Genomic DNA, 26004 nt, shown 5'->3' with positions numbered 1-26004 from the left:
AGAAATGATTTGTATAAAGAAGAGATGCTATTGCTTCTTCTTTCTTTATGTGTATTCGATTAATGAAGGGAATTTTAAAGAAATGCTCGACACAATGTAAAAAACTATAATTTTACAAAACTGTATATAACAACTAATATATAATTAATAAATTCATATAATTGGAGTGATGAGATGCAGCCGTTAGAGAGGGAGATTCATTCTAATATGCTGAAAGTGTGGAGAATTCATGCTTTAATTGGGGCGGCAGTTATACTAGCAGTCGTAATTGCGTATTTCTTTTTTATGATTAACTTTAACTGGTGGGGCTGGTTGTTTGGATTGTTAGTGACAGGAGCAGTTATATACGTACCACTCGACTATTTTGTTTTTCCAAATTTACGTCAACGATATTATAGTTACAGATTAAATGAAGAAGAGATTGAGATTCAAAAGGGAATGTTCGTTGTGAAGCGCGTACTTATTCCGATGATTCGTGTGCAGCACGTAACGATTGAGCAAGGACCAATTATGAGAAAGTATAATTTAGCAGAATTACATATTTCAACAGCGGCAACTTCGCATAGTATTCCAGGCTTAACGAAAGAAGAAGCAGAACAGCTGAAAAGACAAATTGGAGAGCTTGCGAAAGTGAGTGATGAGGGTGTATAAGAGGCAACATCCGATCACGATATTGTTAGGTATTCGAATTGCGACTTTGTTGCCTTTTATTTTTCTTGTTTTATTTCGTTCAGATGGTGAAGTAAAACCTTGGTATTTCTTACATCTTGTTCTTTTGTTTGTATTATTTATTATGGCAATTTTCTCAGCTATAAAATGGTATTTCAAAGTGTACTGGGTTGAAAATAATATTTTACATATAAAACACGGTGTTTTTGTAAAGAAGGAAAGTTATTTAAATAAAGACCGTGTGCAAAACATTAGTACATCTTCTAATGTCATTTATCAAATGCTTGGGCTTACGAAATTAAATATAGAAGTAGCGGGCGGCGGTAGTGAGCCGGAAGTGATGTTAGCTGGTATTAAAGAAGATGAAGCGAAGGAACTGATTGCCTTATTAAATAAAAAAAGAAGCGCTGCGAGTGAAGAAGTACCCATGGCAGAAGAAAGTAAGACGATTTATCAGTTAACGATGAAAGAGATTTTAGTAGCTTCCATTACGTCTGGTAGATTCGGATTAGTGTTTTCTGGATTACTTCTTATTTACACAGAGTTTAATCAATTTCTTCCAGAATGGCTCATAAATAAAGTGGAAGCGTATGTGATGGATAACGGTGTATATGAATTAATCGTTATGGCCGCGATTTTAATGGCAATTTCGTGGGTCATTTCTACGGCCGGCTATGCATTAAAATACGCGAACTTTAAAATTGAGCGAAACGGAAATGAAATTCGTATCGTTCAAGGGTTATTTGATAAGAAAGAGTTTGTGTTAAAATTACACCGCATTCAAGCGATTACTGTAAAAGAAGGAATTCTCCGCCAGCCTTTCGGTTATTGCTCTGTCGAAGTGGAAGTCATTCAAAGTATAGAAGCGGCAGGGAATGAAGTGATGTTACATCCTTTTATGAAGAAAAAAGATGTACAGCAGCTACTTGCCTATTTACAGTTGCCATATGAAATAGAAGAGGAAATCGTTCATTTACCGAAGGTTGCATTACGCCGTTACGTCATAATGGGCTGGATTACAAGTGCTGTGCTCGCTGTGCCAATCGCTGGTGCGAGTATATATTTTAAACAACATACTGCGTTGTTCGTTCTTATACCGCTATTTATTGTATTTACAATACTTGCATACGCTAGATATAAAAGTGGTGGATATATGATACGAGACAATCAGTTAGTAATGGTGCACCGAGGTCTCGCGAAATATACAGGGATCATGCGAAGAAGGCATGTTCAAGTAGTAGGATATAATCAGTCGCATTTTCAAAAGAAAGACGAGTTATGTACAGCTGCCGTATCAGTAGCGGGGCATGGCTATAAAGTGAAGCATATGAGAAAAGAAGACGCGCTTCGCATATATAATTGGTATAAAGAAAAAGGAAACACCGTGTAATGGTGTTTCCTTTTTGTGTGTCGTCATTTGTCGATAAGTCGATATATTCGAAAAATCGCCGATATAATTTCACATACCGTCGACTCCGAACTCCGAAAATTAAACTAACACATCAAAAGTAGTCACGAACGACGGGCGAGAGAAAATACTTTTTTGCTGTTCTGCATGTGGATGCGCCTGAGCCTGAGCTTGTCCCTCTGCTTGTGCAGGACGTTTTTTATGAGCGTTTTCGAATGAACGTGATTCTGTCCAGTCTTTAAAGTTTTGCTCAGTTTCCCACATCGTTAAGATGACATATGTATCGTTACTTAATGGGCGAAGAACACGGATTGCTTGGAAGCCAGGCTCATTTTCGATTAGACCAGCACGGTTTTTAAAACGGTTTTCAAATACTGGGCGACCTTCGTCTGTTACAGAAATGTTGTTACAAACGATGTAGCCAGGTTGTCCTTTAAATTCTCCAACAGCGTCTAATACGTCATACTGAAGTGCCGATTCTACAGATTCTTCAGTGTTTTCTTTATAAAACATATCTTTTTCGTTATTTTTTGCAGTGAAATGTGCTTGTTCTAGAGGTGTTTCGTATGAAATAATAGCCTTCATTTTAATGCCCCCTTTATGGTTTGTCTCTATTATATCAATTCTCTTAAAAAACTTCGAAGATTATATACATAAAGATACTTCTTTTTCAAATAATAAATGTACCATCATTTGGAAAGAAGGCCGATGTATGAAGAAAGCAAAGTGGACTTTATTAGGCGGGGTAGCAACGTTGGTAGTAGCGATTGTACTCTATAAACTTATTGTGTTAACTGGTGGCTATATGATGGATGAAAAGCAGCTTGTTTTCCACTCTTCATCACGTATCGTTGACCAGAAAGGAAAAGAAATTACGAAGTTATATGTAGAAAATAGAGAGCTCGTGCCGATTGAAGAAATTCCAAAGTACGTGCAGCAAGCATTTATTGCTGTGGAAGATGCTCGTTTTTATGAGCATCAAGGAATTGATTACCCTTCTATATTTCGGGCGCTTTATAAAGACGCGTTAGCTGGAGAGAAGGTAGAAGGCGGTAGTACGATTACGCAGCAACTAGCTAAAAATGTCTTTTTAACTCGCGAAAAAACATTTACGCGTAAATTGAAAGAGGTCGCAATTTCTCTTCAATTAGAGCAAAAATATACGAAGCAGCAAATTCTTGAAATGTATATGAACCATATTTATTTCGGTCATGGGGCATATGGTATCCAAGCGGCAGCAAAGTTGTATTTTAATAAAAATGTAGAAGATTTAACAGTGGAAGAGGGAGCTATGCTTGCAGGGCTTCCGAAAGCACCAAATGGCTATTCACCGTACTTATCCCTAGAAAAGAGTAAAGGGCGCCGTGATCTTGTTTTGTCACTTATGCATAAACAAGGCTATTTAACAGCGGAAGATAGTGTTCGTTACCAAGGGAAAACAATCGCTCTTTATAAAAATTCAGATGAACGTGAACTCGCATATATGCCGTATATCGATATGGTTATAGATGAAGCGGCGCGTTTATATGGTTTATCGCATCAAGAAGTACTGCGCGGAGGATATACGTTTGTCGTACCGATGGATGAAAAAGTTCAAAAGGTAGCATATAACCAGTTTCAAGATGCGAGAAATTTCCCTGGTAAAGAAAACGGGGCGCAAGGTGCATTTTTATTAATGGATAATCAGACTGGCGGAATTAAAGCCGCGATTGGCGGAAGAGAGTATGTTCCGAGAGGGCTTAATCGCGTTTTTGCAAAGCGGCAGCCTGGTTCTGTTTTAAAGCCGCTTATCGTATATGGACCTGCACTTGAGACGAAGAAATATAATCCATATTCTTTATTAACGAATGAAAAAAGTTCGTTTGAAGGTTATGAACCTCGAAATTATAATCATGAGTATACGAAAGAGATGACGATGTACGATGCGGTATTAGAATCGGCAAATGTGCCAGCTGTATCTTTATTAAATGAATTAGGGGTAGATGAGGGAAAGCAATATTTAGAGAAAGGGAATGTTCATATTGCGGACTCAGGTTTAAGCACAGCACTTGGCGGGCTGAAAAATGGTGTGTCTCCATTTGATCTTGTCAAAATGTACCGATCTTTTTTAGCAAACGGGAATATTATCGAACCGCACGTTATCGATAAAGTATTAAATAGACACGGAGCAGTCATTGGAGAATCATCAAAAGCTGAAACGAAAGTCTTTTCGAAGCAAACGGCATGGTATATGACAAAGATGCTTGAAGGAGTTGTGAAAGAAGGTACGGCGAAAGCTGGCGTATATAATGGAGCTTTAGCTGGAAAAACAGGCACAACTTCACTGCCGAATGATGACAATGGTGCGCGTGATATGTGGTTCGTTGGATATACACCGAATTTAGTAGGTGCAGTTTGGATTGGCTATGACCGCACCGATAAAGAGCATCAATTACAAGATGGAAATGCATCTGCAACGATGTTATTTAAAAAGATTTTAACGAAAGCAAATATACAAGATAAAGCGAGTTTTCATAGGCCAAAAGGTGTTGAAACAATTGGACTGCCAATTCGTTTAGATAAGATTCAAAACGTGGAAGCAAAACTAGCATTTAGTCCTTTCGGTTTATTTGCAATGAAACTAAGCTGGACGCCGCTTCCTGATGAGCGAATTATGTACCGGATTTATAAAGTTGAAAAAGGAATTCATACTCACGTTGGAACGGCAAAAGGAACAGGGAAATATGAGGAAAAGTTTATTAATATATTCTCAAAACCAAGTTTTTACGTTGTACCATATAACACACAAACGAACCGTGAAGGAGAAAAGTCAAAAGTAGCTAAACCGTAGTTTTTCTCTGTGCTATAATAAGAATGTTGTGAAAATAGTAAACGTTTTTACGAACGTTTGTGTCAATTTAATGAACAACGTACATAATGTTATGCATTTTGTTTTTACAAGCTGTATAGTAAAAAAAGATAAATATCGGAATAGAGCATATTTAAAGAAAAAGCATTGGTAAGGAAGGGAGCTAGGGTCTTGGTAAGAACTATAAATGAGACACTTTTAAAAGCATGTAGGGGGGAACGTACAGAGTATGTACCAGCGTGGTATATGCGTCAAGCAGGTCGTTCACAGCCGGAATATAGAAAGATAAAAGAGAAATATTCTTTATTTGAAATTACACATAATCCAGAGTTGTGCGCTTACGTTACAAAGTTGCCAGTTGATCAATATAACGTAGACGCAGCAATTCTTTATAAAGATATTATGTCACCACTACCTGCAATTGGTGTTGATGTGGAAATTAAATCTGGCATTGGTCCAGTTATCGATAGTCCAATCCGTTCTTTACAAGATGTAGAAAAATTAGGGGAAATCAATCCAGAAGATGACGTACCTTACATACTAGATACAATTCGTTTATTAACGACAGAAATGTTAGATGTACCGTTAATCGGTTTTTCAGGAGCTCCATTTACGTTAGCGAGCTATATGATTGAAGGCGGTCCTTCTCGTAACTATCATAATACGAAAGCGTTTATGTATGCAGAGCCGAAAGCTTGGTTCGCTTTAATGGATAAGCTTGCAGATATGGTTATTACATATTTAAAAGCGCAAATTAACGCAGGAGTAAAAGCGGTTCAAATTTTCGATTCTTGGGTTGGAGCAGTAAATGTAGCGGATTACCGTATATTTATTAAACCAGCGATGGAGCGTATTTTTGCAGAAGTTCGCCCGATGGGTGTTCCAATGATTATGCACGGCGTAGGTGCTGCACATTTAGTGAATGAATGGCACGACTTACCGCTTGATGTAGTAGGTTTAGATTGGCGCTTACCGATTGAAGAAGCACGCGCACGTGGTGTTCACAAGGCGGTACAAGGAAATATGGATCCTTCATTCTTATTAGCACCTTGGCCTGTTATTGAAGAACATGTAAAAGGTATTTTAGATCAAGGGATGAAGCAGCCAGGTTATATCTTTAACTTAGGTCACGGCGTATTCCCAGAAGTAAATCCAGATACATTAAAACGCTTAACTACATTTATTCATGAGTACTCTAAAGAACAGTTAGCGAAGTAAAGGAGATTGTCTGTATGAAAAAGAAAATTGGTTTGCTTGTAATGGCATACGGAACGCCATATAAAGAAGAAGATATTGAACGTTACTATACACATATTCGCAGAGGAAGAAAGCCAAGTCCTGAAATGCTAGAAGATTTAACAGGGCGTTACCGTGCAATTGGTGGTATTTCTCCTTTAGCTACTATTACATTAGAGCAAGCTAAAAAGTTAGAAACGCGTTTAAATGAAATGCAAGATGAAGTAGAGTACCACATGTATCTTGGTTTAAAACATATTGAACCGTTCATTGAAGATGCAGTACAAGCTATGCATAAAGATGGAATAGAAGATGCAATTGCACTCGTTCTTGCCCCTCACTATTCTACTTTTAGCGTGAAGTCGTATGTAGGACGAGCGCAAGAAGAAGCAGGAAAACTTGGAAACTTAACAATTCACGGCATCGATAGCTGGTATAAAGAACCGAAATTTATTCAGTATTGGGTCGATGCAGTGAAAGGTATATATAACGGTATGTCAGAAGCAGAACGTGAAAAAGCAGTGTTAATCGTATCTGCACATAGCTTACCAGAAAAAATTATCGCACTCGGCGATCCATACCCGGATCAATTAAACGAAACAGCTGACTATATTGCACGTGGTGCTGAAGTAGCAAATTATGCAGTTGGCTGGCAAAGTGCCGGAAATACACCAGATCCTTGGATTGGTCCAGATGTACAAGATTTAACGAGAGAATTAAATGAAAAGTACGGCTACAATTCATTCGTATATGCACCAGTTGGATTTGTTGCGGAACATTTAGAAGTTTTATATGACAATGACTTTGAGTGTAAAGTGGTAACGGATGAAATTGGCGCGAAATATTATCGTCCAGAAATGCCAAACGCATCGGACGCATTTATCGACTGTTTAGCAGATGTTGTATTAAAGAAAAAAGAATCTGTAATGTAAGTAGAAAGGGGGAGCTTACTTGAGGAAAAAAGTTGTGATCATCGGCGGTGGCATCACAGGATTGACAACAATGTATAACTTACAAAAAGAAATTCGTGAAAAAAACTTGCCGATAGATGCATTGCTTATAGAAGCGTCTGGTAAACTTGGCGGGAAAATTCAAACCGTTCAAAAAGATGGATTTACAATTGAACGCGGTCCTGATTCTTTCTTAGCAAGAAAAGAGAGCGCAGCTAAATTAGTGAAAGAATTAGGACTTGATGCTGAACTTGTAAATAATAAGGCTGGTCAATCGTTCGTTCTCGTAAACAATCGGTTACATAAAATGCCGAGCGGTTCAATGATGGGAATTCCAACGCAAATTACGCCGTTTCTATTTTCCGGATTGTTCTCCCCAATTGGTAAACTAAGAGCTGGTTTTGACTTATTAATGCCTAGATCAAAACCAGTTTCTGATCAATCACTCGGGCAGTTTTTCAGGCATCGCCTTGGAAATGAAGTCGTTGAAAATTTAATTGAGCCATTATTATCTGGTATTTATGCAGGGGATATTGATGAAATGAGTTTAATGTCAACATTCCCTCAAATTTATCAAATTGAACAGGAGCACCGTAGTATTTCACTCGGTATGCGTACGCTCGCTCCAAAGCAAGAGAAGGCTGAATTGAAAAAAGGAATATTTAAAACTGTGAAAACCGGTTTAGAATCTATAGTAGAATCTCTTGAAGCGAAGATTCCTAAGGATATGGTAATGAAGGGAACTCGTATCGAAAAGGTTGCAAAACTTGGTGATAGTTATACGATTACGCTTAGTAACGGAAAAGAAATGGAAGTAGACGCGATTGTAGTTGCGACGCCGCATAAAGTATTGCCATCTATGTTTGCGCAGTATAAGCAGTTTCGTTTCTTCCGTAACATTCCGTCTACATCAGTTGCAAACGTGGCACTTGCTTTCCCAAAGTCTGCAATTCAGCGTGATATTGATGGTACCGGATTTGTCGTATCAAGAAATAGTGATTATACAATTACAGCGTGTACGTGGACACATAAAAAATGGCCACATACAACGCCAGAAGGAAAAACGCTTCTTCGCTGTTACGTCGGACGCCCAGGTGATGAAGCGATTGTTGAACAAACTGACGAAGAAATTGTACAGCTCGTACTCGAAGACTTACAAAAGACAATGGATATTACAGAGGATCCAGAGTTTACAATTGTAAGCCGCTGGAAAGAAGCGATGCCTCAATATACAGTAGGCCATAAAGAGCGAATGAAAAAGCTCACAACATTTATGGAGGAAGAATTGCCAGGTGTGTATTTGGCAGGTAGTTCTTACGCTGGTTCTGGTCTTCCAGCTTGTATTGAGCAAGGTGAGTTAGCGGCGAAACGTGTGTTATTTCATTTAGAGAAAGTAATGGAGACTAAATTAGTCGCACATTAAAATATTTCAAACAAAACGCCTTCAATTATATTGAAGGCGTTTTGTTTATTGGATAAAATACCTTTAGTCAATAAAGCTATATAAGTTATTTTGTATTATAGGTTGAAAACTTGTAAATTAAATAAATTTTGTGTAAAACTTGTCGAAATATAGTTCTTTATAACGAATCATTTGATATGATAGAAATGTTGAGAAAATATGAAATAGGGAGAGGGAAATGGCTGTGAAGAAATTATTAAGTGTCTTTTTATCATTGATGTTATTGCTTTCATTTACTGGAACTTTAGCGCAGGCGGAAGAAACTACTTCTATGTCAGTAGAAAAAGCAATTCAAGTATTTAAGCAGCAAGGGAAAACGAAGGGGATAGTGGAAGGATATATCGTTGGGTATACGCAAAGTCCTTCTAAATACACGAAAGATCCGGCTAAGTTTGACGACACAAACGTGGCAATTGCCGATTCGCCAAACGAAACGAATCCAGACAAAATCATGCCTGTTCAATTGCCAAAAGGCGATGTGAGATCGGCAGTAAATGTGAAAGACCATCCTGAAAATATCGGGAAGAAAGTTAGGTTGACAGGGACGCTTGAGTTATATTTCGGTAGCCCAGGTTTAAAATCAGTAACAGCTCATAAGTTTCAAGGAGAAGAACAAAACCGCGTTAGCGATGTAGTGGCATCACCAAATGGTGGGGAAGTTGCAAAAGGAACAGCAGTAACATTAACAACGAATACAGAAGGAGCAACAATCTACTATACGTTAGATGGCTCTAATCCTACAAATAAAAGTGTTCGTTATAACGGACGAATTGTAGTGAATGAAAATAGTGTAGTGAAAGCAATCGCTGAAAAAGAAGGGCTTACTTCTTCAGCAGTTTCGACATTTTCATTTATTATCGTAACAAATGAACCAGTTCGTATTCATGATATTCAAGGGAAGTCACATATTTCTCCTTACAATGGGAAGAAAGTAAACAATGTGGAAGGCGTTGTCACAGCACTTGATAAAAATGGTTTTTATGTAGAAGATAATCAGCCGGATAATGATCCAGCTACTTCTGAAGGTATTTACGTATACAAAAAAGATGCGAATGTAGCAGTAGGAGATCTTGTCCAAGTTGATGGAGAAGTAGAAGAATATGTTGGACCTGGATATGCAGAGCGATTTGAAACAGACTTAACGACGACGGAAATTAAGGCGAGTCGCGTTGCTGTAATCGCAAAAGAGCAACCTTTACCAGCGCCGATTGTATTAGGAGAAAACGGTGTGAAAATCCCTGATCAAATTATCGATAATGATGCATTCGGTCTATTTGATCCAAATGAAGATGCAATCGACTTTTATGAAAGTGTAGAAGGTATGCGCGTTACGATGCCAACACCAAAAATTATCGCTCCGCAGAAAAACGGTAATTTATATGTAACAGTAAAAAATGGCGGAGATAAAGTAGTAACGAAGTATGGTACACCTTTATTAGATAAAGAGCAATTAAATCCAGAGCGCCTTTCTGTAAAAGTACCTCGTGATTATGTCGCGAAAGTAGGCGATACGTTCACTGGAGATATAACAGGCGTAGTAGGATATGACTACGGTTCGTTCCGCATTTCGCCAGTAACGGAATTACCATCTGTAGTGGACGGCGGATTTAAGCAAGTAGGGGCAAATATTCAGCCGCGTCTTGATAAGTTAACAGTTGCTACATATAACATTGAAAACTTCTCAGCGAACAAAAAAGAAACAACAGATGAAAAAGTGAAAGCGTTAGCTTATTCTATTAAATATAATTTAAAAATGCCTGATATTATCGGTGTACAAGAGATGCAAGATAATAATGGAGCAATCAATGACGGTACGACTGATGCATCTTTAAGCGCAAAACGTATCATTGATGCTGTATTAGAAATTCGTGGACCGAAGTATGAGTATGTAGAAATTGCGCCGAACAACAATCAAGACGGCGGGGCACCTGGAGCGAATATTCGCGTCGGTTTCTTCTATAACCCATCACGCGTGAAATTAGCGACAGTACCGAAGTTACTAGATAAAAATGTAGTTCGTATTGGAGACGAAAATCCTTTATTTGAAAGTACACGTAAACCGTTAGCGGCAGAATTTACATTCCAAGGACAAAACGTTGTTGTCATTTCAAATCACTTAAACTCAAAACTAGGAGATGCAACGCCATTTGGAAAAGTGCAGCCGCTCGTATTAAAGAGTGAAGAAAAACGAGTTCAATTAGCACAAGAAGTGAATCATTTCGTACAAGGTATTCAAGAAAAGAATACAAATGCACCAGTTGTTGTATTAGGTGATATGAATGACTTTGAATTCTCTAAACCTTTAGAAGCACTAGAGGGAACGATATTAAAAGATATGTTAAACACAGTGCCGAAAGAGAACCGCTACACGTATATTCATGAAGGTAACGCACAAGTGCTAGATCATATTTTAGTAACAAACAACATCGCACCGCACACAATTGTAGACCCTGTACACTTAAACTCAAACATTATGAAAGAACATGGACGTGTAAGTGACCACGATCCAGTACTTGTTCAAATTGATTTGAAGAAGGCTTCTTAAATAGTCGAGAAAGAACGCTTAGAAATATACTAAGCGTTCTTTTACATTATTAGGAATTCTTATGATAAATTAGATTGAATATTCATTCTTTAATACGAGGAGGTGTAGACATATGGTAGCCCGAATAAACGGGAAATTAATGAATCAGCTTGCAATTTTTTTTAGCATGATCGTCATGCTTCAGTTTGTAGCTGATATAACAGGGCTTACACAGAATCTAGATAGTATGTATTACTTAATAAATACCGCAACTTCCTATATAACGTTTAGTTTGGCGGTTATTTTTACTTTAATCGGTGCAAGAAGAGAATTAAGTAAATATGCAATTATTTTATTATGTTCAGTTGTAGGTATTAAAGCAATTTATTTTGCGACTGTTGTTATTTTATGGGGATTGGCTGGTACGCCGTAAATGAATAAAAAAAACCTAATTTCCAAGATAACGTGAGGAAATTAGGTTTTTATCCCGCTATTCGCCGGGCAGTAAAACTCCCACCTCAAAATTCAGTTGGAGCAAAGAAGTTAGGCGGGAGATAACTGCCCGTAAAGCCCCCACTGATTATTAGCCTTCACTTTATAATGGCTGAAAAGCCTTTCTACATCGATCTCGTTTTTGAAGTCTTCTCATATATCTTTTTTTGTCCCGTTGTAATCCTTTTATGTACATAAATAAGCTGACAAGGAAGAAAAATGTACATTGTAAAATGTATGGTGACATCCCGTGTAATGGTTGTTTTGGATCATATAAGTGAATAGGTGCTCCGCCTATTGTAGGGAATATTGTATTTAGCAGGACGAAGGGAATGGAAGTAACTGCCAATGGGAATAGAAGTGCCATATAATCCTTTTGTGACCATGTGGACGCTGCTAAACCTAAGAGGGCCATTAAACCAGCGAATAAAAAATTAATCCCAATATATAGATAAATATAAGTGATGGGAGAAGAGAAATATAACTCTGCGAACATTCCGTTGCCATTTATCATGCTAGTACCGACGGTTGGATCTCCATTTGGAAGTGTTAATTTGCAAAGTAATAAAGAAAGAATGAACGGTAAAGTATAAAGAAATCCCCCGCAGAAAAATGTAACGATATACTTTGTAAAGGAATACGAGAATAGGGAAATTTCCTTACTTATAAAAGTTTTGAAACCATCGGATTTATCGGAATTATAACTCGTACTAAATGGTAAACTTGCAATAACAGGCATTAATAATAAATAAATCTCCATTTCATTATTACGAAACCCGATCCATTTAAAAGCAGTTGCTATAGCCCCATTCGTTGCGTCTCCTAAATAACGAATTACATAATAATAATGATAAATAGAAATAAGAGCTAATCCACTAAACATAATAATTAAAGAAACACGATTACAAAAAGCTTGCCTTATATTTAAACGAAGCGCACGCATCATGACTGAAAAAGCCTCCACTATTTTGATAAACTTGTCTATTTTCTATATTACTATTAAATGTAAAGATTTTCTTGTTTTTTTATTTGATTATTTGAAAAAAGGGAATTTCGTTGTCGTTAAGTAAGGTTTAATCATATATCTTAAGAACACCTTTTCTTTTTCTCTTTTCTTCTGATACACTATGACAGTATTATATAACTTGACTGGAATTTTTTTATACTGGAAATAATAAAAAAGAGAACTTGTATAGAATGTAAGCGTGTGGTAATATCAAAGATGTACTGATTGACTATATTATCCAATTGGTCATTTTTGGAGGTGAAGATGTGGCGATAGATCGAAAACGTTCTATTATTGAAGCTGCAACAAAGTCTTTTTCAGCGTTCGGTTATAAAGCAACAACGATGGATCAAGTAGCGAAGTTAGCGAATGTAGGAAAAGGAACGATTTATACTTTTTTCAAAAATAAAGAAGAGCTATTTGGTGAAATTATTTCTAATTTAATTACAGAAATGAAGCAAGTTGCAGAAAATGCAATTCGTTCAGATATTTCATTTTTTGAAAATGTACATAGAGCATTATATAGCATATTAGAATTTAGAAAAGAACATCAGCTCATGATTAAACTAATTCAAGAAGAGCGTGATATGGGAACGAAAGAAGTACAAGAAGTGATGCAACAAGTAGATGTGGAAATCGTTTCTGTTATTCAATCGTATTTAGAAATTGCGATTGAAAAGGGTGAAATCAGCAAATGTGATCCAGAAATTACAGCGTTTATTATGCTTCGCCTATACGTATCGCTTATTTTTGATTGGGAAAAAAATCATGAACCGTTAGAAAAAGAAAAAATATCAGAATTATTCGAACTTTATTTACTAAAAGGATTGTCAAATTAAGATAATCCTTTTAATATTATAAAAAAATGACTAATTGAACAAATTGGTCAATCGTATAAGGAGGATGGTTAAATATAATCATGTAGATGAAAATGTGCATAGTATAAATTCGGGGATAAGGCATATGTATGAACAGATATAGCCTTTTTATTTGGGTAAAAATGACTAAAAATACATTTTGGTCATTTTTAAAAGGGGGATAAATTATGAAATGGCATAAGTTGCTTAGTAAAGAATTTGCAGAGATTATAAAAAGTAAAAAAATATTAATCCCAATCATTGCGGTTTTATTTGTACCGATTTTATATGCGGGTATGTTTTTATGGGCCTTTTGGGATCCGTATGAACAGCTAGATGACTTGCCAGTTGCGGTAGTCAATTTAGATAAAGGTGCAGAACTTGATGGGAAACCAATTGAGGTCGGGAAAGGGCTCGTTGATAACTTAAAAGATAATAAAAGTTTTAAATGGGAATTTGTAAGTGAAAAAGAAGCGAAAGAGGGAATGGAAGGCAGAAAGTATTACATGTTAGTACGTATTCCAGATGACTTCTCAAGTAACGCTACAACGTTATTAAAAGACGATCCGAAACCATTAAACTTAGAATACATTCCAAATGAAAGTTTAAACTTCTTATCTTCACAAATTGGCGGAACAGCCATTGAAAAAATTAAAGGTGAAGTATCAAGTACGTTAACGAAAACATATGCAGAGAAAATGTTTGATTCCATTAAAGACGTCTCAAAAGGATTAGCAAGCAGATGGAGCGGAAGGAGCAAATAAGTTACATGATGGAGCTAGTGAGTTGCATGAAGGTTCCGGAAAAGTGACGGATGGCTTGTACACACTGCAAGGGAAATCTGGAGAGATGAAGGATGGGGTTCAGAAATTAGCAGATGGATCTAATAAATTACAAGATGGGTCCGGAAAAGTAACAGATGGTTTAAATACGTTAAATAGCAAAACAGGTGAAATGCAGACAGGTATAGGTAAATTACAAGATGGGTCTGGAAAAGTAACAGATGGTTTAAATACGTTAAGTAGCAAAACAGGTGAAATGCAGACTGGTATAGGGAAATTACAAGATGGATCCGGAAAGGTGACAGCAGGTTTAAATACGTTAAATAGTAAAACAGGTGAAATGCAAAAAGGAATTGATGAATTACAAGGTGGATCGGAGAACGTGACCGGTGGTTTGAACAAATTGGTAAGTAAATCAGATGAATTAAAAACAGGAACAACTGAACTATCAAATGGTATGGAACAACTTGTTGGAGGACAAAGTGAATTAGAAAAAGGGTCCCAAGAGATTCAAACAGGTTTGCAGGAGTTAAATAGTAAAGTACAAAATTCTGTTGCAGGCCTAGAGAAAGCGCAGTCGAATATTCCTTCTATATTAAATACAGTAAATGAGAAAATGACTGGGGCTGAAGAAAACGTAAATCAGTTAAATGAATTTACTCAATCAACAGCAGGGGATGCAACAACTGCAGCGCAAGATGTTGCTAATTTGCAAAAGCAAATTGAAAGTTTACCAAAAGAATATCAAGAGCAGTTACAACCATTTATAGCAAATGCGGCAAAAAGTACAGCGACAGTTCAGCAGAAAGCTGCCGGAGTAGCAGGTGGAACAAACAAATTAAATGAAGAAGTAAAACAATTAAAAGGTGAAATACATCAAACAACAAGTGGATTGCAAAATAAACTACCAAATCCAGCAGAGGTGAAGAATTTAACGGAGGGTATTGAGAAACTAACGAACGAACAAACCAAATTTGTTAGTAAGTTTCATGGATTTGGTGAAGGTTTAGCTAATGTGAAAATAGGTGCCGATAAACTAAAAGACGGATCAGGTCAACTAATTGATGGAGTAACTCAATTACAAAGTGGATCTGGAAAGGTGACAGCAGGATTAGGTCAATTATCGGTAGGAGCCAACCAAATGTCAGGTGGAGTAACCCAATTAGTGGACGGTTCAAGTCAAGTAACAGGCGGTTTAGGTACATTATCTGCAGGAGCAAATCAAATGTCAGGCGGAATAAATCAATTGGCAGATGGATCAAACCAAGTAACAGGCGGTTTAGGCACATTATCGGTAGGAGCAAGTCAAATGACAGGCGGAATAACGCAATTAGCGGATGGATCGGGTCAAGTAACAACTGGCTTAGGTACTCTAAATGGTGGACTAAATAAAATGTCAACTGGCTCAACCCAGCTAATCGACGGAGTAAATAAACTAGCAGACGGCTCTGGAAAAGTGACAGATGGGCTCGTAAAGGTAAATGATGGATCAGGTACACTGGCTGAGAAACTTGGTGAAGGTGCAGAAAAAACAGGAGAAGTAAAAGGAACGGATAAAACGTATGATATGTTTGCAAGCCCTGTAAAAGTGAAGACGGAGAAAATGGCGGAAGTTCCAAACTACGGAACAGGATTCACACCGTATTTCTTATCACTCGGTTTATTCGTTGGGGCATTACTATTATCTATCGTATACCCATTACGCGATACAGTCGGCGTTCCGAAATCAGGATTCAGCTGGTTTATTAGTAAGTTTGGTGTTTTACTATCAGTCGGTATTATTCAAGCAATAGTAGCAGATGTCATATTACTGTTCTGGTTAGGTGTAGAAGTACAAAGTATTCCATACTTTATACTCTTTAGTATTGTTACGAGCTTAGCGTTTATTTCATTAATTCAATGTTTAGTAACAGCATTCGGTGATGCAGGGCGTTTCATCGCAATCATCACATTAATTATTCAGCTTACAACAAGTGCTGGAACATTCCCGCTAGAGTTGATTCCGAAGTATTTACAACCATTTAATGCTTGGTTACCGATGACATATTCTGTATCAGGATTGAAAGCAGTCGTATCAAGCGGAGACTTTAACTTCATGTGGCAAAATATTGGGATACTCATGATCTTTATCGTTGTATTATCACTTGGAACAATTGCTTCATTAACGTGGATGCACAAACGACAATTTAAAAATATTGCTGAAAATCAATCGATTGAAGCGTAAATTAGAAATATAAAAAAGGCACCGAGATGGTGCCTTTTTTATTGGTCTTGTTTTATTGGATGAGAAATTTTATTTGTTTTTCTATTTTTACGGAACAAGTATATACCAATACTTATAAGGATAATAGTAGCTACAATCCAAACAAATGGACCATATCTTTCAGCAAAAGTATATAGTTTCATGTTACTGGCAATGTCCTCTTTTGTTTTTCCTATTAGAATTTCTGAGCCACTATACCCTTCAAGTGTATCTCCTTTTTTTATACCAAAAATAAGAGTATCTGATTTGTTTTCTATTCCTGTATATCGGTATCCCTTACCTTTAATTGTTAATTGAGTATCATCCTTTTTTAGTGAGTAATCTTCGGTGGAAATATCTTTTCCTAACAGTGTAATTGGCTCCATTGAAAAACGGATTTCTTTTAATGCAGGAAGAGTCTCATTGTTTAATAAGAGTTGCTTTGCAATATGCTGCTCAGTATCAATGTTTATCCAATTTGCCTTTCGATGTTTATACGTATTAATTTCAAGGAGTGCGAATTCTTTATTTTGAAGTTTTTCTTCTGTAATAGGTTGCGCAGTAGTTAACGTCCCTTTTAATAAAATTACACCATCTTTTGCAGATTGAAAAGAAGAGACTTCTTTCGTTTCTTGTAATGTATTGATAGCACTTCTATAATCTTTTTTTCCTAAAAGAACAGCTCCTGTATGTACAGTTAAAATAAGATATAGGATGCTTAATACTATAATAGCTTTTTTCACTATGTACCCTCCAAAGTATGTATAAATGGATTGTAACATAATTCACCATATAGAATTGTTAATTTGAATAATAAGTTACAAATATAAGGGTGATAAATAAATTAAAAAAGTGTGGATGAGAGGAGTAAAAGTGAAAAGGAATTACAACAATTTACAGAGAAAACTAGAATAGAGGAGTTGATATGATGAAAGGAAATCTTACTTATTATTTTATCGTAAATCCGCTAATCATCTTTCTTGTTTACGCCCTTTCACCTATCTTGTTTCATAAAGAAAAATATACAAATATGAAAGATGCACTAGGAATACTTTTAGTTTACTATGTGCTAATTAGTGGGTATTACTTTATGGATGTTGTAAGTAAAAGAATGAAGAAGAATAGTAAGGGCAAACAATAAAGTTTTATTACATAAAAACTGATGGAGGACAACAAAATGACTGAAAGTGAAATGAAATTTCGTGATACGATGATTCGTAATTTTTTCGATAAAGAGGACCACCTAAAATCGATTCCAGGTCAAAAGAAGAAAAAACTAGTATTGTTGGAGCATTTAATTAGCAAGTTAAACGCTGAAAATCAATATACGGAAAAAGAAATTAATACATTTATAAAACAATATCACGATGATTTTTGTACGATTAGACGTGAGTTTATTGTGCATGGATTTATGGATCGAGAGGATAATATGTACCATATAAACGGGAGAGAAGTTTGGACGAAGTGGGAGGAGTTATAAATATAATGAGGAAGGGGGATTTTCTTGCAAGTTAGTAGTCTTATACATGAAGAGATTTCTGGAAAACCATCGATTTTTGGGATATTCACTTCGCCAACACTACAATTCAAAAGGATGAAGAATCAAAGAAATATATTATTTCCATTAGCTCTTTTAATGGTACTTATTATAATTTCAAGTGCTTTAATGTCTTGGAATGCTTTAAACAATCCTGCACTCAGTATGTTTCATGATAAAACGGGATTTGCTGTTCCGAAATACATAACTTTCTTTACTACATTTGGATTTTCAGCAGTCAGTGGAATCGTAGCTATACTTTTTGCACCTATATTCTATAAGAACATTATGATTTTTTTTGGAGTTGATATTAACTATAAAGAAACATTCCCGGTAATTATTTATGCTTCGTTTGTATTAAGGATAGGGATGATTTTAAACGGATTAATTGCATTTTCTCTAAGTGGATATGAGATATCTTATACAGGTTTAGGTGCAATAGCGACAGATAATATGATCTTGCATACAATTGCTCAAAGAATAGATATATTTAACATTTGGTATTACGTTTTATTAGGAATAGGTTTAAAAACGATAACGAATTTAAATAAAGACAAACTTATCCCTCTTATTATTGTACTTTTCGTTTTCACTAGTTTATTAGCGAGCATGGCTGGGTTTATGCAGGAAATAGCTAAACCGTAAGGATAGGTGGGAGTCGGGCTGCCCGTAAAAGCCCGATTGGTGAGGGCTAATAATCAGTGGGGGATGAATAAAATCCCCACTGATTAAAGTTTCACTTTATCGTGCATGGGTTTATGGATCGAGAGGATAATATGTACCAAATAAACGGGAGAGAAGTATGGAAGAAGTGGGAAGAGTTAAAATAACGAATCAGCGGGGGGATCCCCACTGATTATGAATCCGTGCTAGTTTTGCATTTTCTCTGTAGTAAGTCTATGAACTCTTCAATATTTGAACTTGTAATGTATCCCACCGTTATATATTCATCTTCATAATAAAATATTATTTTTTTGTCAAAAATTCTTCTCTTCGTTTCTATAGATACAATTTTTTCATACTCAAATTCGGCAATTAATGTATTTTTATATTGGCTAAAAAAGAGAAGTCTTCTATTAGTAGCAAGTAGCATGCCTGGATATGGGACTTTATGCGTATTTATATAGTCAGTAAGTGAACATTTTAAAGTAGATAAAATCTTTTCTTCTTTATGTAGTAGTTGTTTTGCGGCTGTTAAAATTGGATTCATTGTATACATTCCTTTTATATAGATGTAAGGATATTGTATCAAAAGTGAAAAGATTCTCAATATGTAATGTTGCATATTGAGCGTTTTAGAGATTCTTAGTTTGATAGTTCCAATATTATTTTTAAAAGAAAAAGGTACGAGGTGATTCAGTGATACGATTAGCAAAAGAGGTTGATGCGGAATCAATTATGGATATTAGAAAAGAAATTATATTATCAGAAACTACTACAAAGTTTTTTATATCATCTCCAAATAAATTACCAAATGATATTGATTCAGAAAGAGAAAAGATACAGACAAGTAGTGAAAAAGGCAACCTTTATATAGTTTACGAGGTAGATAGTAAGGTGGTTGGCTTTCTGGTTTTTAAACGATATGAACTAGAACGGTTACGACATGCAGGCACAATGGGAATGGGGATTAGAGAGGCGTACTGTAATCAAGGCATTGGTACGAAGCTAATTGAATTTCTTATTAGCTGGGCTAAAGGGCAGAAAGGTTTAGAGAAAATTTGCTTAGGTGTAGTTTCTATTAATGATAGGGCAATTAAAGTGTATAAACGAACTGGCTTTGTAGAAGAAGGAAGGCAAAGAAAGCAAATTAAATATGAAGATGGATCATATGGAGACGACGTATTGATGGGTTTTTATATTGAATAGAATTCTTATTAATTAAGAAGGTGTATATGCGTTATGGTATGTACATCTTTTTTCATATGCATATTGTGAAATTCTAAAAGTAGTGTGTAATTCCCTGCCATTAACAGACTTTTCCCTATGTATAATATTAATATAGTAAAATCATAAGAACCTATATTGCAGTTTCCAATAATATACTATATAATCAGGATAAGAAAACGTTTTCATGCAAAGGGGGAAATTTCGTGTCGACTATCGAGGACGTGGCGAAATTAGCGGGGTTATCAAGGACAACGGTTTCTAGGGTGATCAATAATCATCCATATGTTTCAGATGAGAAGAAGAAAAGGGTTCAATTAGCAATGAAGCATTTAGGCTTCGTTCCTAATTCTGCGGCGAGAAGGCTTCGTAAACAAAAAACAGAAACAATTGCGGTGCTTGTTCCAAGGATTACAAATCCTTTTTTTAGTAGATTTATTGAAGCAATCGAGATTGCTGCTTCTGAACATAAATATAAACTGATTATTTGTCAAACAAGATATTTACCGGAAAAAGAGATGGAGTATTTACAATTATTATCTACGAAACAAGTAGATGGGATTATTCTATGTTCACTAGAAAATCCGTGGGAGAATGTGGAGCCATACTTGCAACACGGTCCAATCGTGTTATGTAATGAATATATTGAGGAAGCAAATGTTCCAACAGTGAAGTTCGATCATGCACAGGGTGCATACATAGCTGCCAATCATGTATTAGAACAAGGATATCGTAATCTGATTTTTTGCCGTGGCAACGAAACGAAAGTAGTGAGCCAACAGCGAAAAATGGGCTTTTTACGCGCTATTACTGAAAAGAGTAGAGAAGTGGAAGCGATCGATTTTCTTGAAAACGCTTTCTCTTGGGATGATGGAAAACGAATATTCAATGAAGTATTAAAGGACAAAAAAAATCCTACCGCGATTTTGGCAGGAGGCGACGAGGTTGCAGCTGGAATTATCTCAGAGGCGAAACGCCATGGTTGGAGTATTCCAGAAGATCTCGCTGTGATCGGTTTTGATAATCAAATTTTGGCGCAGATTACAGAGCCAGGTATTACGACAATTGAACAACCAATCGACGAGATGGCCCGAAAAGTTGTCGACTTAATGATGGATAAAATCCATACGAAAAATTATCGACAAAAAGAATTGTATGAGTTTGAACTGGAGCTCTTGGTGAAAGGTTCAACGATGAAGGATACGATGTTATTAGCCTAGTAGACTATGTCTGCTAGGTTTTTTTATGTTTACAAACTACTATTCTTCGTGAACGCAATCGTCACATTTGTTATGGTATGCTTCGTGCTGCTCATCAATTTCCTTCCCGCAATGAGCACAAGTTTTCGTCGGTAAATTTCGGAAAAACTCCATTGGTTGATCGATCATGTCAATCCCTCCATTTCCATTTCTTACTATCATTGTATTAGTACAAATAATAAAAGTCAACAACTGTTTTATAACAAAAGTGAAAATTAATGAAAAAGTTTAGGAAATGGATTATAGTTAACAATGTAGGATGTAAGTAAAAGACTTTCTCAAGTACGGAAAAAAACGGCATTCCTACGCGGTTTTAGAAAGGATGGATACATATGAAGATGACTGTTGTCGGCTTTTGGGGCGGCTTTCCAGAAGCGGGAGAAGCAACGTCGGGGTATTTGTTTGAACACGATGGTTTTCGTTTACTTGTAGACTGTGGCAGTGGTGTACTAGCACAGCTTCAAAAATATATAACACCATCTCATATAGATGCAGTTGTACTGTCGCATTATCATCACGATCATGTTGCAGACATTGGGGTATTGCAATATGCAAGATTAATTACGAGTGTGACAAAAGGACAACTACCGGAGTTACCAATATACGGTCATTCGTTTGATGAGAATGGATTCCATTCTTTAACGCATGAACCGCATACGAAAGGAATCGCGTACAATCCAGAAGAAACACTTCAAATTGGACCGTTCTCCATTTCATTCTTAAAAACTGTTCATCCTGTTACATGCTTTGCGATGCGTATTATAGCTGGCGATGATGTTGTTGTATACAGTGCAGATTCAAGTTATATTCCTGAATTTATTCCGTTCACAAAAGATGCTGATCTTTTCATTTGTGAATGTAATATGTATGCACATCAAGAGGCTGCAAAAGCAGGGCATATGAATAGTACAGAAGTAGCAAGTATTGCGAAAGATGCAAATGTAAAAGAACTTTTATTAACGCACTTACCGCATACAGGCAACCCATCTGATTTAGTAACAGAAGCAAAACAAATTTTCAGTGGCCATATTACGCTAGCGCATAGTGGCTACGTATGGAATTCATGAGGTGATACGATGTTATTTATTGATAATAAAGGGATTACAGATCCTAGAATAAACTTAGCGATTGAAGAATATTGTGTGAAGAATTTAGATATTAACGAAACATATTTACTGTTCTACATTAACAAACCTTCGATTATCATTGGTAAAAACCAAAACACAGTAGAAGAAATTAATGCAGATTACGTAAAAGAACAAGGAATTCATGTCGTTCGTCGTCTATCAGGCGGAGGCGCAGTATATCATGATTTAGGAAACTTAAACTTCAGCTTTATTACGAAAGATGATGGAGATAGTTTCAGCAACTTTAAAAAATTCACAGAACCTGTAACGAAAGCGCTTGGTAAATTAGGCGTAAATGCAGAACTAAGTGGTCGTAACGACATTTTAGCTGAAGGTAGAAAAATTTCAGGTAACGCGCAGTTCTCAACGAAAGGTCGTATGTTCAGTCATGGTACGTTACTATTTGACTCTGAAATCGATCACGTCGTATCAGCACTTAAAGTGAAAATGGATAAGATTCAATCAAAAGGCATTAAATCAATCCGTAGCCGCGTTGCGAACATTACAGAGTTCTTAAACGAAAAAATGACGACAGAAGAGTTTAGACAACTTCTTCTAGAAACAATTTTCGAAGGTGAGACAGAAATTCCAACGTACGAATTAACAGAAAATGATTGGAAAGAAATCCATAAACTTTCTGAAGAGCGCTACCAAAATTGGGATTGGAACTACGGAAAATCTCCGAAGTTCAACTTACAACATTCACACCGCTTCCCAGTTGGACAAGTTGACGTTCGTCTTGAAGTGAAAAAAGGAACAGTAACAGAATGTAAAATTTACGGTGACTTCTTCGGATCACTAGATGTTCATGACATTGAAGAGCGTCTAACAGGCGTACAATTTGATAAAGATGCATTCACTGTAGCTTTAGAAGGCGTAGATATCGTACGCTATTTCGGTAATATTACAACAGAAGATTTCTTGCATTTATTCTTCTAAAAGAAGAAGCCATCCCAAAATACCTTTTGGGATGGCTTTTTTTATTATGAATTCATTTACCGTTAAAAGCGTCCCTAAAAACATCTACTAGCAGGACATTCTTTTATTATAAAGGAAGTATATATAATTAAAGGAGGATGATCGAAATGAAAAGGATAATACACTTTATATTATTGATCAGCTTCGTTATTGGAATGACAGCTTGTAACGATGAAACTTCTTCAAACCGTACGACTTTGTCTATTGGAAAGCCAGCGAAGGATAATGTCATATATTATACGCATACAAATAACAAACAAAAAATAAATGATATACAAACTATGTTTCAAAATAAGAAATGGAAAAGAAATGAAACGTTTAGTAGCGTTGGTAAAACGCCAGATGTTGTCTTGTCGATAGATGAAGACAATAAAGGATTACCGACACTATATGTTACAGTCTACTTGCATGAAAATGGAGCGGACGCTCTCAATTTGTATGGAGAGTATACGGCTTTAAATAAAGAGGAAGGTGAAAAACTTAGGGGAAAGATGAGTGCATATTATCCTACAATGATTTTAGCTACAGTTTAACTATATGTTTGTACCTGTTTCTTTCACATATAATTCTCGTATCTTACTAAAGTATTCTGGAAGAAAGTGGTTTATGTATATTCGATTAATGGAATATCACTTGCTACTTTAATTTTCTTTTAATATAATTAATTTAGAATTTTTAAATATTCTAAATTTTATAAAGGTGGGGTTTGTGTGAATCTCGTTCAATCTTTGGCTGAAACGGCAAAAAAGAAGGGGGATAAACCGGCGTACATATTTATGGATCAGTCGGTCTCTTATGACCAATTAAACAAAGTGGTCACTAGGTTTTCTAGTAATTTAGCAAAAATGGGCGTTGGAAAAGGGGACAATGTCGCATTAGCTGTAGGCAATTCACCACATTTTTTAGTAGGTTTATACGGAACGATGAAAGCCGGAGCAACTGTCATTCCGATTAATCCAATTTATACAGCAGACGAAATACATTACATATTACAAAATGGAGATGTAAAAACAATCATTGTACTCGACGTCCTTCTACCTGTTATACAATCTCTTACAACAAGACTTCCTTCACTTGAAAATATCATCATATGCGAAACCTCATCAGATTTTACTCATACAGAAACGGAAAAAATGAAAACGTTTACTAGTTTTATAGGAACTGGAGATATAACTTACGAAGGTCCTGAACTAGATGAAGAAGATGTAGCTGTTATTTTATACACTTCAGGTACAACTGGAAAGCCAAAAGGCGCTATGTTAACACATAAAAACCTATATAGTAACGCAAGCGATGTTGCGTCATATTTACAATATACTGCGGATGATCGCGTCGTTGCGGCATTGCCGATGTTCCATGTGTTCTGTTTAACAGTTGCAGTAAATGCGCCGATTGTGAACGGGGCAACGATTTTAATGGTACCGAGGTTTAGTCCGAAAGAAGTATTCCGTATTTGTCGTACGTATGAACCAACGATTTTTGCAGGTGTGCCGACGATGTACAATTACTTATATTTATTTGAAGAAGCAAGCGCAGAAGATGTAAAGACGCTTCGTCTCTGTATTTCAGGTGGTGCGTCAATGCCTGTTGCCCTTCTGCAAAACTTTGAAAAACGTTTTGATGTGATTGTTTCAGAAGGATACGGCTTATCAGAAGCATCACCAGTTACTTGTTTTAATCCGTTAGATCGTCCTCGTAAACCAGGTTCGATTGGTACAAATATTTGGCACGTAGAAAATAAAATTGTGAATGAACTTGGGGAAGAAGTACCTGTCGGTGCAGTTGGGGAGCTAATTGTTCGCGGACCTAACGTTATGAAGGGTTACTATAATGCGCCAGAAGATACAGCTGCGACACTTAAAGACGGCTGGCTATATACAGGTGACTTAGCGAAAATGGATGAAGAAGGTTACTTCTATATCGTCGATCGCAAAAAAGATATCGTCCTAGTTGGTGGTTATAACGTATACCCTCGTGAAGTAGAAGAAGTATTATATACTCACGAATCTGTGGCTGAAGTTGTCGTAATTGGTGTACCGGATGAAAACTTAGGAGAAGCAGTGCGAGCTTACGTCGTTCTGAAGCAAACGAACATAACAGAAGAGGAGCTTACGCATTACTGCACGCTGCATTTAGCGAAATACAAAGTGCCAAAGAGCATTGAGTTTTTAACAGAATTGCCGAAGAATACAACTGGTAAGTTGTTACGAAGAGCTTTGAGAGAGAAGGCATTGCAAGTATAAAAATAAAGATATCCATCACTATGACTACATGTATAGAGATGGATATCTTTTTGTCCCAAAAAAGCTGGATTAGTTTGGATGGACAAAATTCCTACTCATTAAAGTTTCACGTTATTTTTTAGAATTGGTTAAGCTATAAGGCCATATATTTAAAACGTAATATTGCTAATAAGGAGGAGATATACGTGGAGCAGAAGGAATTACGCTTACGGAAAGTACAATATCTTATTTGTGACATTATGGATGAAATGAATATGGAGAATGAAAAGAAGAACTTAGAAACATTGCAAAAGGTAATTGATCACCTTTCAGGGGCGATAGGTGATTTAGTTGATCCATCAAGCTCGTATTCTATTGATTATTTGGAAAGAAAAGTTCACACGGCGCATTATTTACTTTTTAAAAATGAGCGGAAGGCGTACTTATGTAGGAAATAGTATTATTAATTTTATTTGACATTGATAATCATTATCAATATTATGGTTATGTTGGGTATA

The 26004-nt window shown here is 36.3% G+C and carries 24 protein-coding genes and 2 pseudogenes; 21 read left to right on the top strand and 5 right to left on the bottom strand.

Translation table 11 applies throughout. The annotated features are described in order from the left end of the window. Positions 1-174: 174 nt before the first annotated feature. Both NSS74_RS18335 and NSS74_RS18330 read left to right on the top strand, forming a co-directional pair. Positions 175-651, top strand: coding sequence for a PH domain-containing protein (locus NSS74_RS18335; RefSeq protein ID WP_002140736.1), 477 nt, complete (start codon positions 175-177; stop codon positions 649-651). After that, positions 644-2059, top strand: a complete 1416-nt coding sequence (locus NSS74_RS18330) for a PH domain-containing protein (protein ID WP_002140737.1) — start codon at positions 644-646, stop codon at positions 2057-2059. Before NSS74_RS18335 ends, NSS74_RS18330 begins: the two co-directional genes overlap by 8 nt. Before the next feature lie 99 nt (positions 2060-2158). On the opposite strand, the gene hmoB is transcribed toward NSS74_RS18330, so the two are convergent. Next, positions 2159-2662 (bottom strand): heme-degrading monooxygenase HmoB, encoded by a 504-nt coding sequence (gene hmoB, locus NSS74_RS18325; protein ID WP_000644084.1) that lies wholly within the window; start codon positions 2660-2662, stop codon positions 2159-2161. A gap of 127 nt (positions 2663-2789) precedes the next feature. On the opposite strand from hmoB, the gene NSS74_RS18320 reads away from it, so the two are divergent. The 6 genes from NSS74_RS18320 (at position 2790) to NSS74_RS18295 (ending at position 11530) form a co-directional block, all read left to right on the top strand. Then, positions 2790-4907, top strand: a complete 2118-nt coding sequence (locus NSS74_RS18320; RefSeq protein WP_002140738.1) for a transglycosylase domain-containing protein — start codon at positions 2790-2792, stop codon at positions 4905-4907. A gap of 189 nt (positions 4908-5096) precedes the next feature. After that, entirely contained in the window at positions 5097-6143 is a 1047-nt protein-coding gene (gene hemE, locus NSS74_RS18315; RefSeq protein WP_002140740.1) for a uroporphyrinogen decarboxylase, read from the top strand. 14 nt (positions 6144-6157) lie between these two features. After that, a complete protein-coding gene (gene hemH / locus NSS74_RS18310) occupies positions 6158-7093 on the top strand; it encodes a ferrochelatase (protein WP_002140741.1) in 936 nt (311 codons plus the stop codon). A 19-nt stretch (positions 7094-7112) separates the two neighbouring features. Next, positions 7113-8534: a protoporphyrinogen oxidase gene (gene hemY, locus NSS74_RS18305; protein ID WP_002140742.1), complete on the top strand. Its 1422-nt coding sequence runs from the start codon at positions 7113-7115 to the stop codon at positions 8532-8534. A 217-nt stretch (positions 8535-8751) separates the two neighbouring features. After that, positions 8752-11118, top strand: coding sequence for a DUF6359 domain-containing protein (locus tag NSS74_RS18300; RefSeq protein WP_002140743.1), 2367 nt, complete (start codon positions 8752-8754; stop codon positions 11116-11118). Between the two features lie 112 nt (positions 11119-11230). Beyond that, entirely contained in the window at positions 11231-11530 is a 300-nt protein-coding gene (locus tag NSS74_RS18295) for a hypothetical protein (protein WP_002140745.1), read from the top strand. A gap of 162 nt (positions 11531-11692) precedes the next feature. On the opposite strand, the gene NSS74_RS18290 is transcribed toward NSS74_RS18295, so the two are convergent. Further along, positions 11693-12535 carry a membrane protein gene (locus NSS74_RS18290; protein ID WP_002140747.1) on the bottom strand — a complete coding sequence of 281 codons (843 nt, stop codon included), beginning with the start codon at positions 12533-12535 and terminating at the stop codon, positions 11693-11695. 326 nt (positions 12536-12861) lie between these two features. On the opposite strand from NSS74_RS18290, the gene NSS74_RS18285 reads away from it, so the two are divergent. Next, positions 12862-13434, top strand: a complete 573-nt coding sequence (locus NSS74_RS18285; protein ID WP_000963368.1) for a TetR/AcrR family transcriptional regulator — start codon at positions 12862-12864, stop codon at positions 13432-13434. 206 nt (positions 13435-13640) lie between these two features. Beyond that, a pseudogene (locus NSS74_RS18280) lies at positions 13641-16458 on the top strand (YhgE/Pip family protein). Between the two features lie 38 nt (positions 16459-16496). On the opposite strand, the gene NSS74_RS18275 reads toward NSS74_RS18280, so the two are convergent. Then, positions 16497-17258 carry a hypothetical protein gene (locus NSS74_RS18275; RefSeq protein WP_033716315.1) on the bottom strand — a complete coding sequence of 254 codons (762 nt, stop codon included), beginning with the start codon at positions 17256-17258 and terminating at the stop codon, positions 16497-16499. Positions 17259-17401: 143 nt separating this feature from the next. On the opposite strand from NSS74_RS18275, the gene NSS74_RS18270 reads away from it, so the two are divergent. From NSS74_RS18270 to NSS74_RS18255, 4 genes and pseudogenes are all read left to right on the top strand, one after another. Continuing rightward, positions 17402-17617 carry a hypothetical protein gene (locus NSS74_RS18270; RefSeq protein WP_002140751.1) on the top strand — a complete coding sequence of 72 codons (216 nt, stop codon included), beginning with the start codon at positions 17402-17404 and terminating at the stop codon, positions 17615-17617. 36 nt (positions 17618-17653) lie between these two features. Beyond that, positions 17654-17956 (top strand): DUF2087 domain-containing protein, encoded by a 303-nt coding sequence (locus NSS74_RS18265; protein ID WP_002140753.1) that lies wholly within the window; start codon positions 17654-17656, stop codon positions 17954-17956. Between the two features lie 24 nt (positions 17957-17980). After that, on the top strand, positions 17981-18658 hold the full coding sequence (locus NSS74_RS18260) for a Yip1 family protein (RefSeq protein ID WP_002140754.1): 678 nt from the start codon (positions 17981-17983) through the stop codon (positions 18656-18658). Positions 18659-18741: 83 nt separating this feature from the next. Further along, positions 18742-18843 (top strand): annotated as a pseudogene (locus NSS74_RS18255) (DUF2087 domain-containing protein); the annotation flags it as partial. Positions 18844-18869: 26 nt separating this feature from the next. Here the strand turns inward: NSS74_RS18255 and NSS74_RS18250 are convergent. Beyond that, positions 18870-19223 (bottom strand): PH domain-containing protein, encoded by a 354-nt coding sequence (locus NSS74_RS18250; RefSeq protein WP_002140755.1) that lies wholly within the window; start codon positions 19221-19223, stop codon positions 18870-18872. A 149-nt stretch (positions 19224-19372) separates the two neighbouring features. Here NSS74_RS18250 and NSS74_RS18245 point away from each other — a divergent pair, with 149 nt between their 5' ends. Continuing rightward, on the top strand, positions 19373-19882 hold the full coding sequence (locus NSS74_RS18245) for a GNAT family N-acetyltransferase (RefSeq protein WP_002140756.1): 510 nt from the start codon (positions 19373-19375) through the stop codon (positions 19880-19882). A gap of 224 nt (positions 19883-20106) precedes the next feature. Continuing rightward, positions 20107-21120 carry a LacI family DNA-binding transcriptional regulator gene (locus NSS74_RS18240; RefSeq protein WP_002087115.1) on the top strand — a complete coding sequence of 338 codons (1014 nt, stop codon included), beginning with the start codon at positions 20107-20109 and terminating at the stop codon, positions 21118-21120. 39 nt (positions 21121-21159) lie between these two features. Here the strand turns inward: NSS74_RS18240 and yhfH are convergent, their stop codons facing one another. Continuing rightward, on the bottom strand, positions 21160-21288 hold the full coding sequence (gene yhfH, locus NSS74_RS18235) for a protein YhfH (RefSeq protein ID WP_000567010.1): 129 nt from the start codon (positions 21286-21288) through the stop codon (positions 21160-21162). Positions 21289-21491: 203 nt separating this feature from the next. Between yhfH and NSS74_RS18230 the strand changes: the two genes are divergently transcribed. The 5 genes from NSS74_RS18230 (at position 21492) to NSS74_RS18210 (ending at position 25944) form a co-directional block, all read left to right on the top strand. Then, positions 21492-22226, top strand: a complete 735-nt coding sequence (locus NSS74_RS18230) for an MBL fold metallo-hydrolase (protein WP_002140760.1) — start codon at positions 21492-21494, stop codon at positions 22224-22226. A gap of 9 nt (positions 22227-22235) precedes the next feature. After that, entirely contained in the window at positions 22236-23225 is a 990-nt protein-coding gene (locus NSS74_RS18225; RefSeq protein WP_002030357.1) for a lipoate--protein ligase, read from the top strand. Between the two features lie 146 nt (positions 23226-23371). Beyond that, positions 23372-23797, top strand: coding sequence for a hypothetical protein (locus tag NSS74_RS18220; protein ID WP_002140761.1), 426 nt, complete (start codon positions 23372-23374; stop codon positions 23795-23797). Between the two features lie 177 nt (positions 23798-23974). Next, positions 23975-25507 carry a fatty acid--CoA ligase family protein gene (locus NSS74_RS18215; RefSeq protein WP_002140765.1) on the top strand — a complete coding sequence of 511 codons (1533 nt, stop codon included), beginning with the start codon at positions 23975-23977 and terminating at the stop codon, positions 25505-25507. A gap of 185 nt (positions 25508-25692) precedes the next feature. Further along, positions 25693-25944 (top strand): hypothetical protein, encoded by a 252-nt coding sequence (locus NSS74_RS18210; protein ID WP_002140768.1) that lies wholly within the window; start codon positions 25693-25695, stop codon positions 25942-25944. Positions 25945-26004 lie beyond the last annotated feature (60 nt).

It is taken from the genome of Bacillus sp. FSL E2-8868 (genome assembly GCF_038005505.1).
GTDB lineage: Bacteria > Bacillota > Bacilli > Bacillales > Bacillaceae_G > Bacillus_A > Bacillus_A mycoides.
Note: the sequence above shows the minus strand (reverse complement) of the source record. Positions and strands in the feature narration are given on the sequence as shown.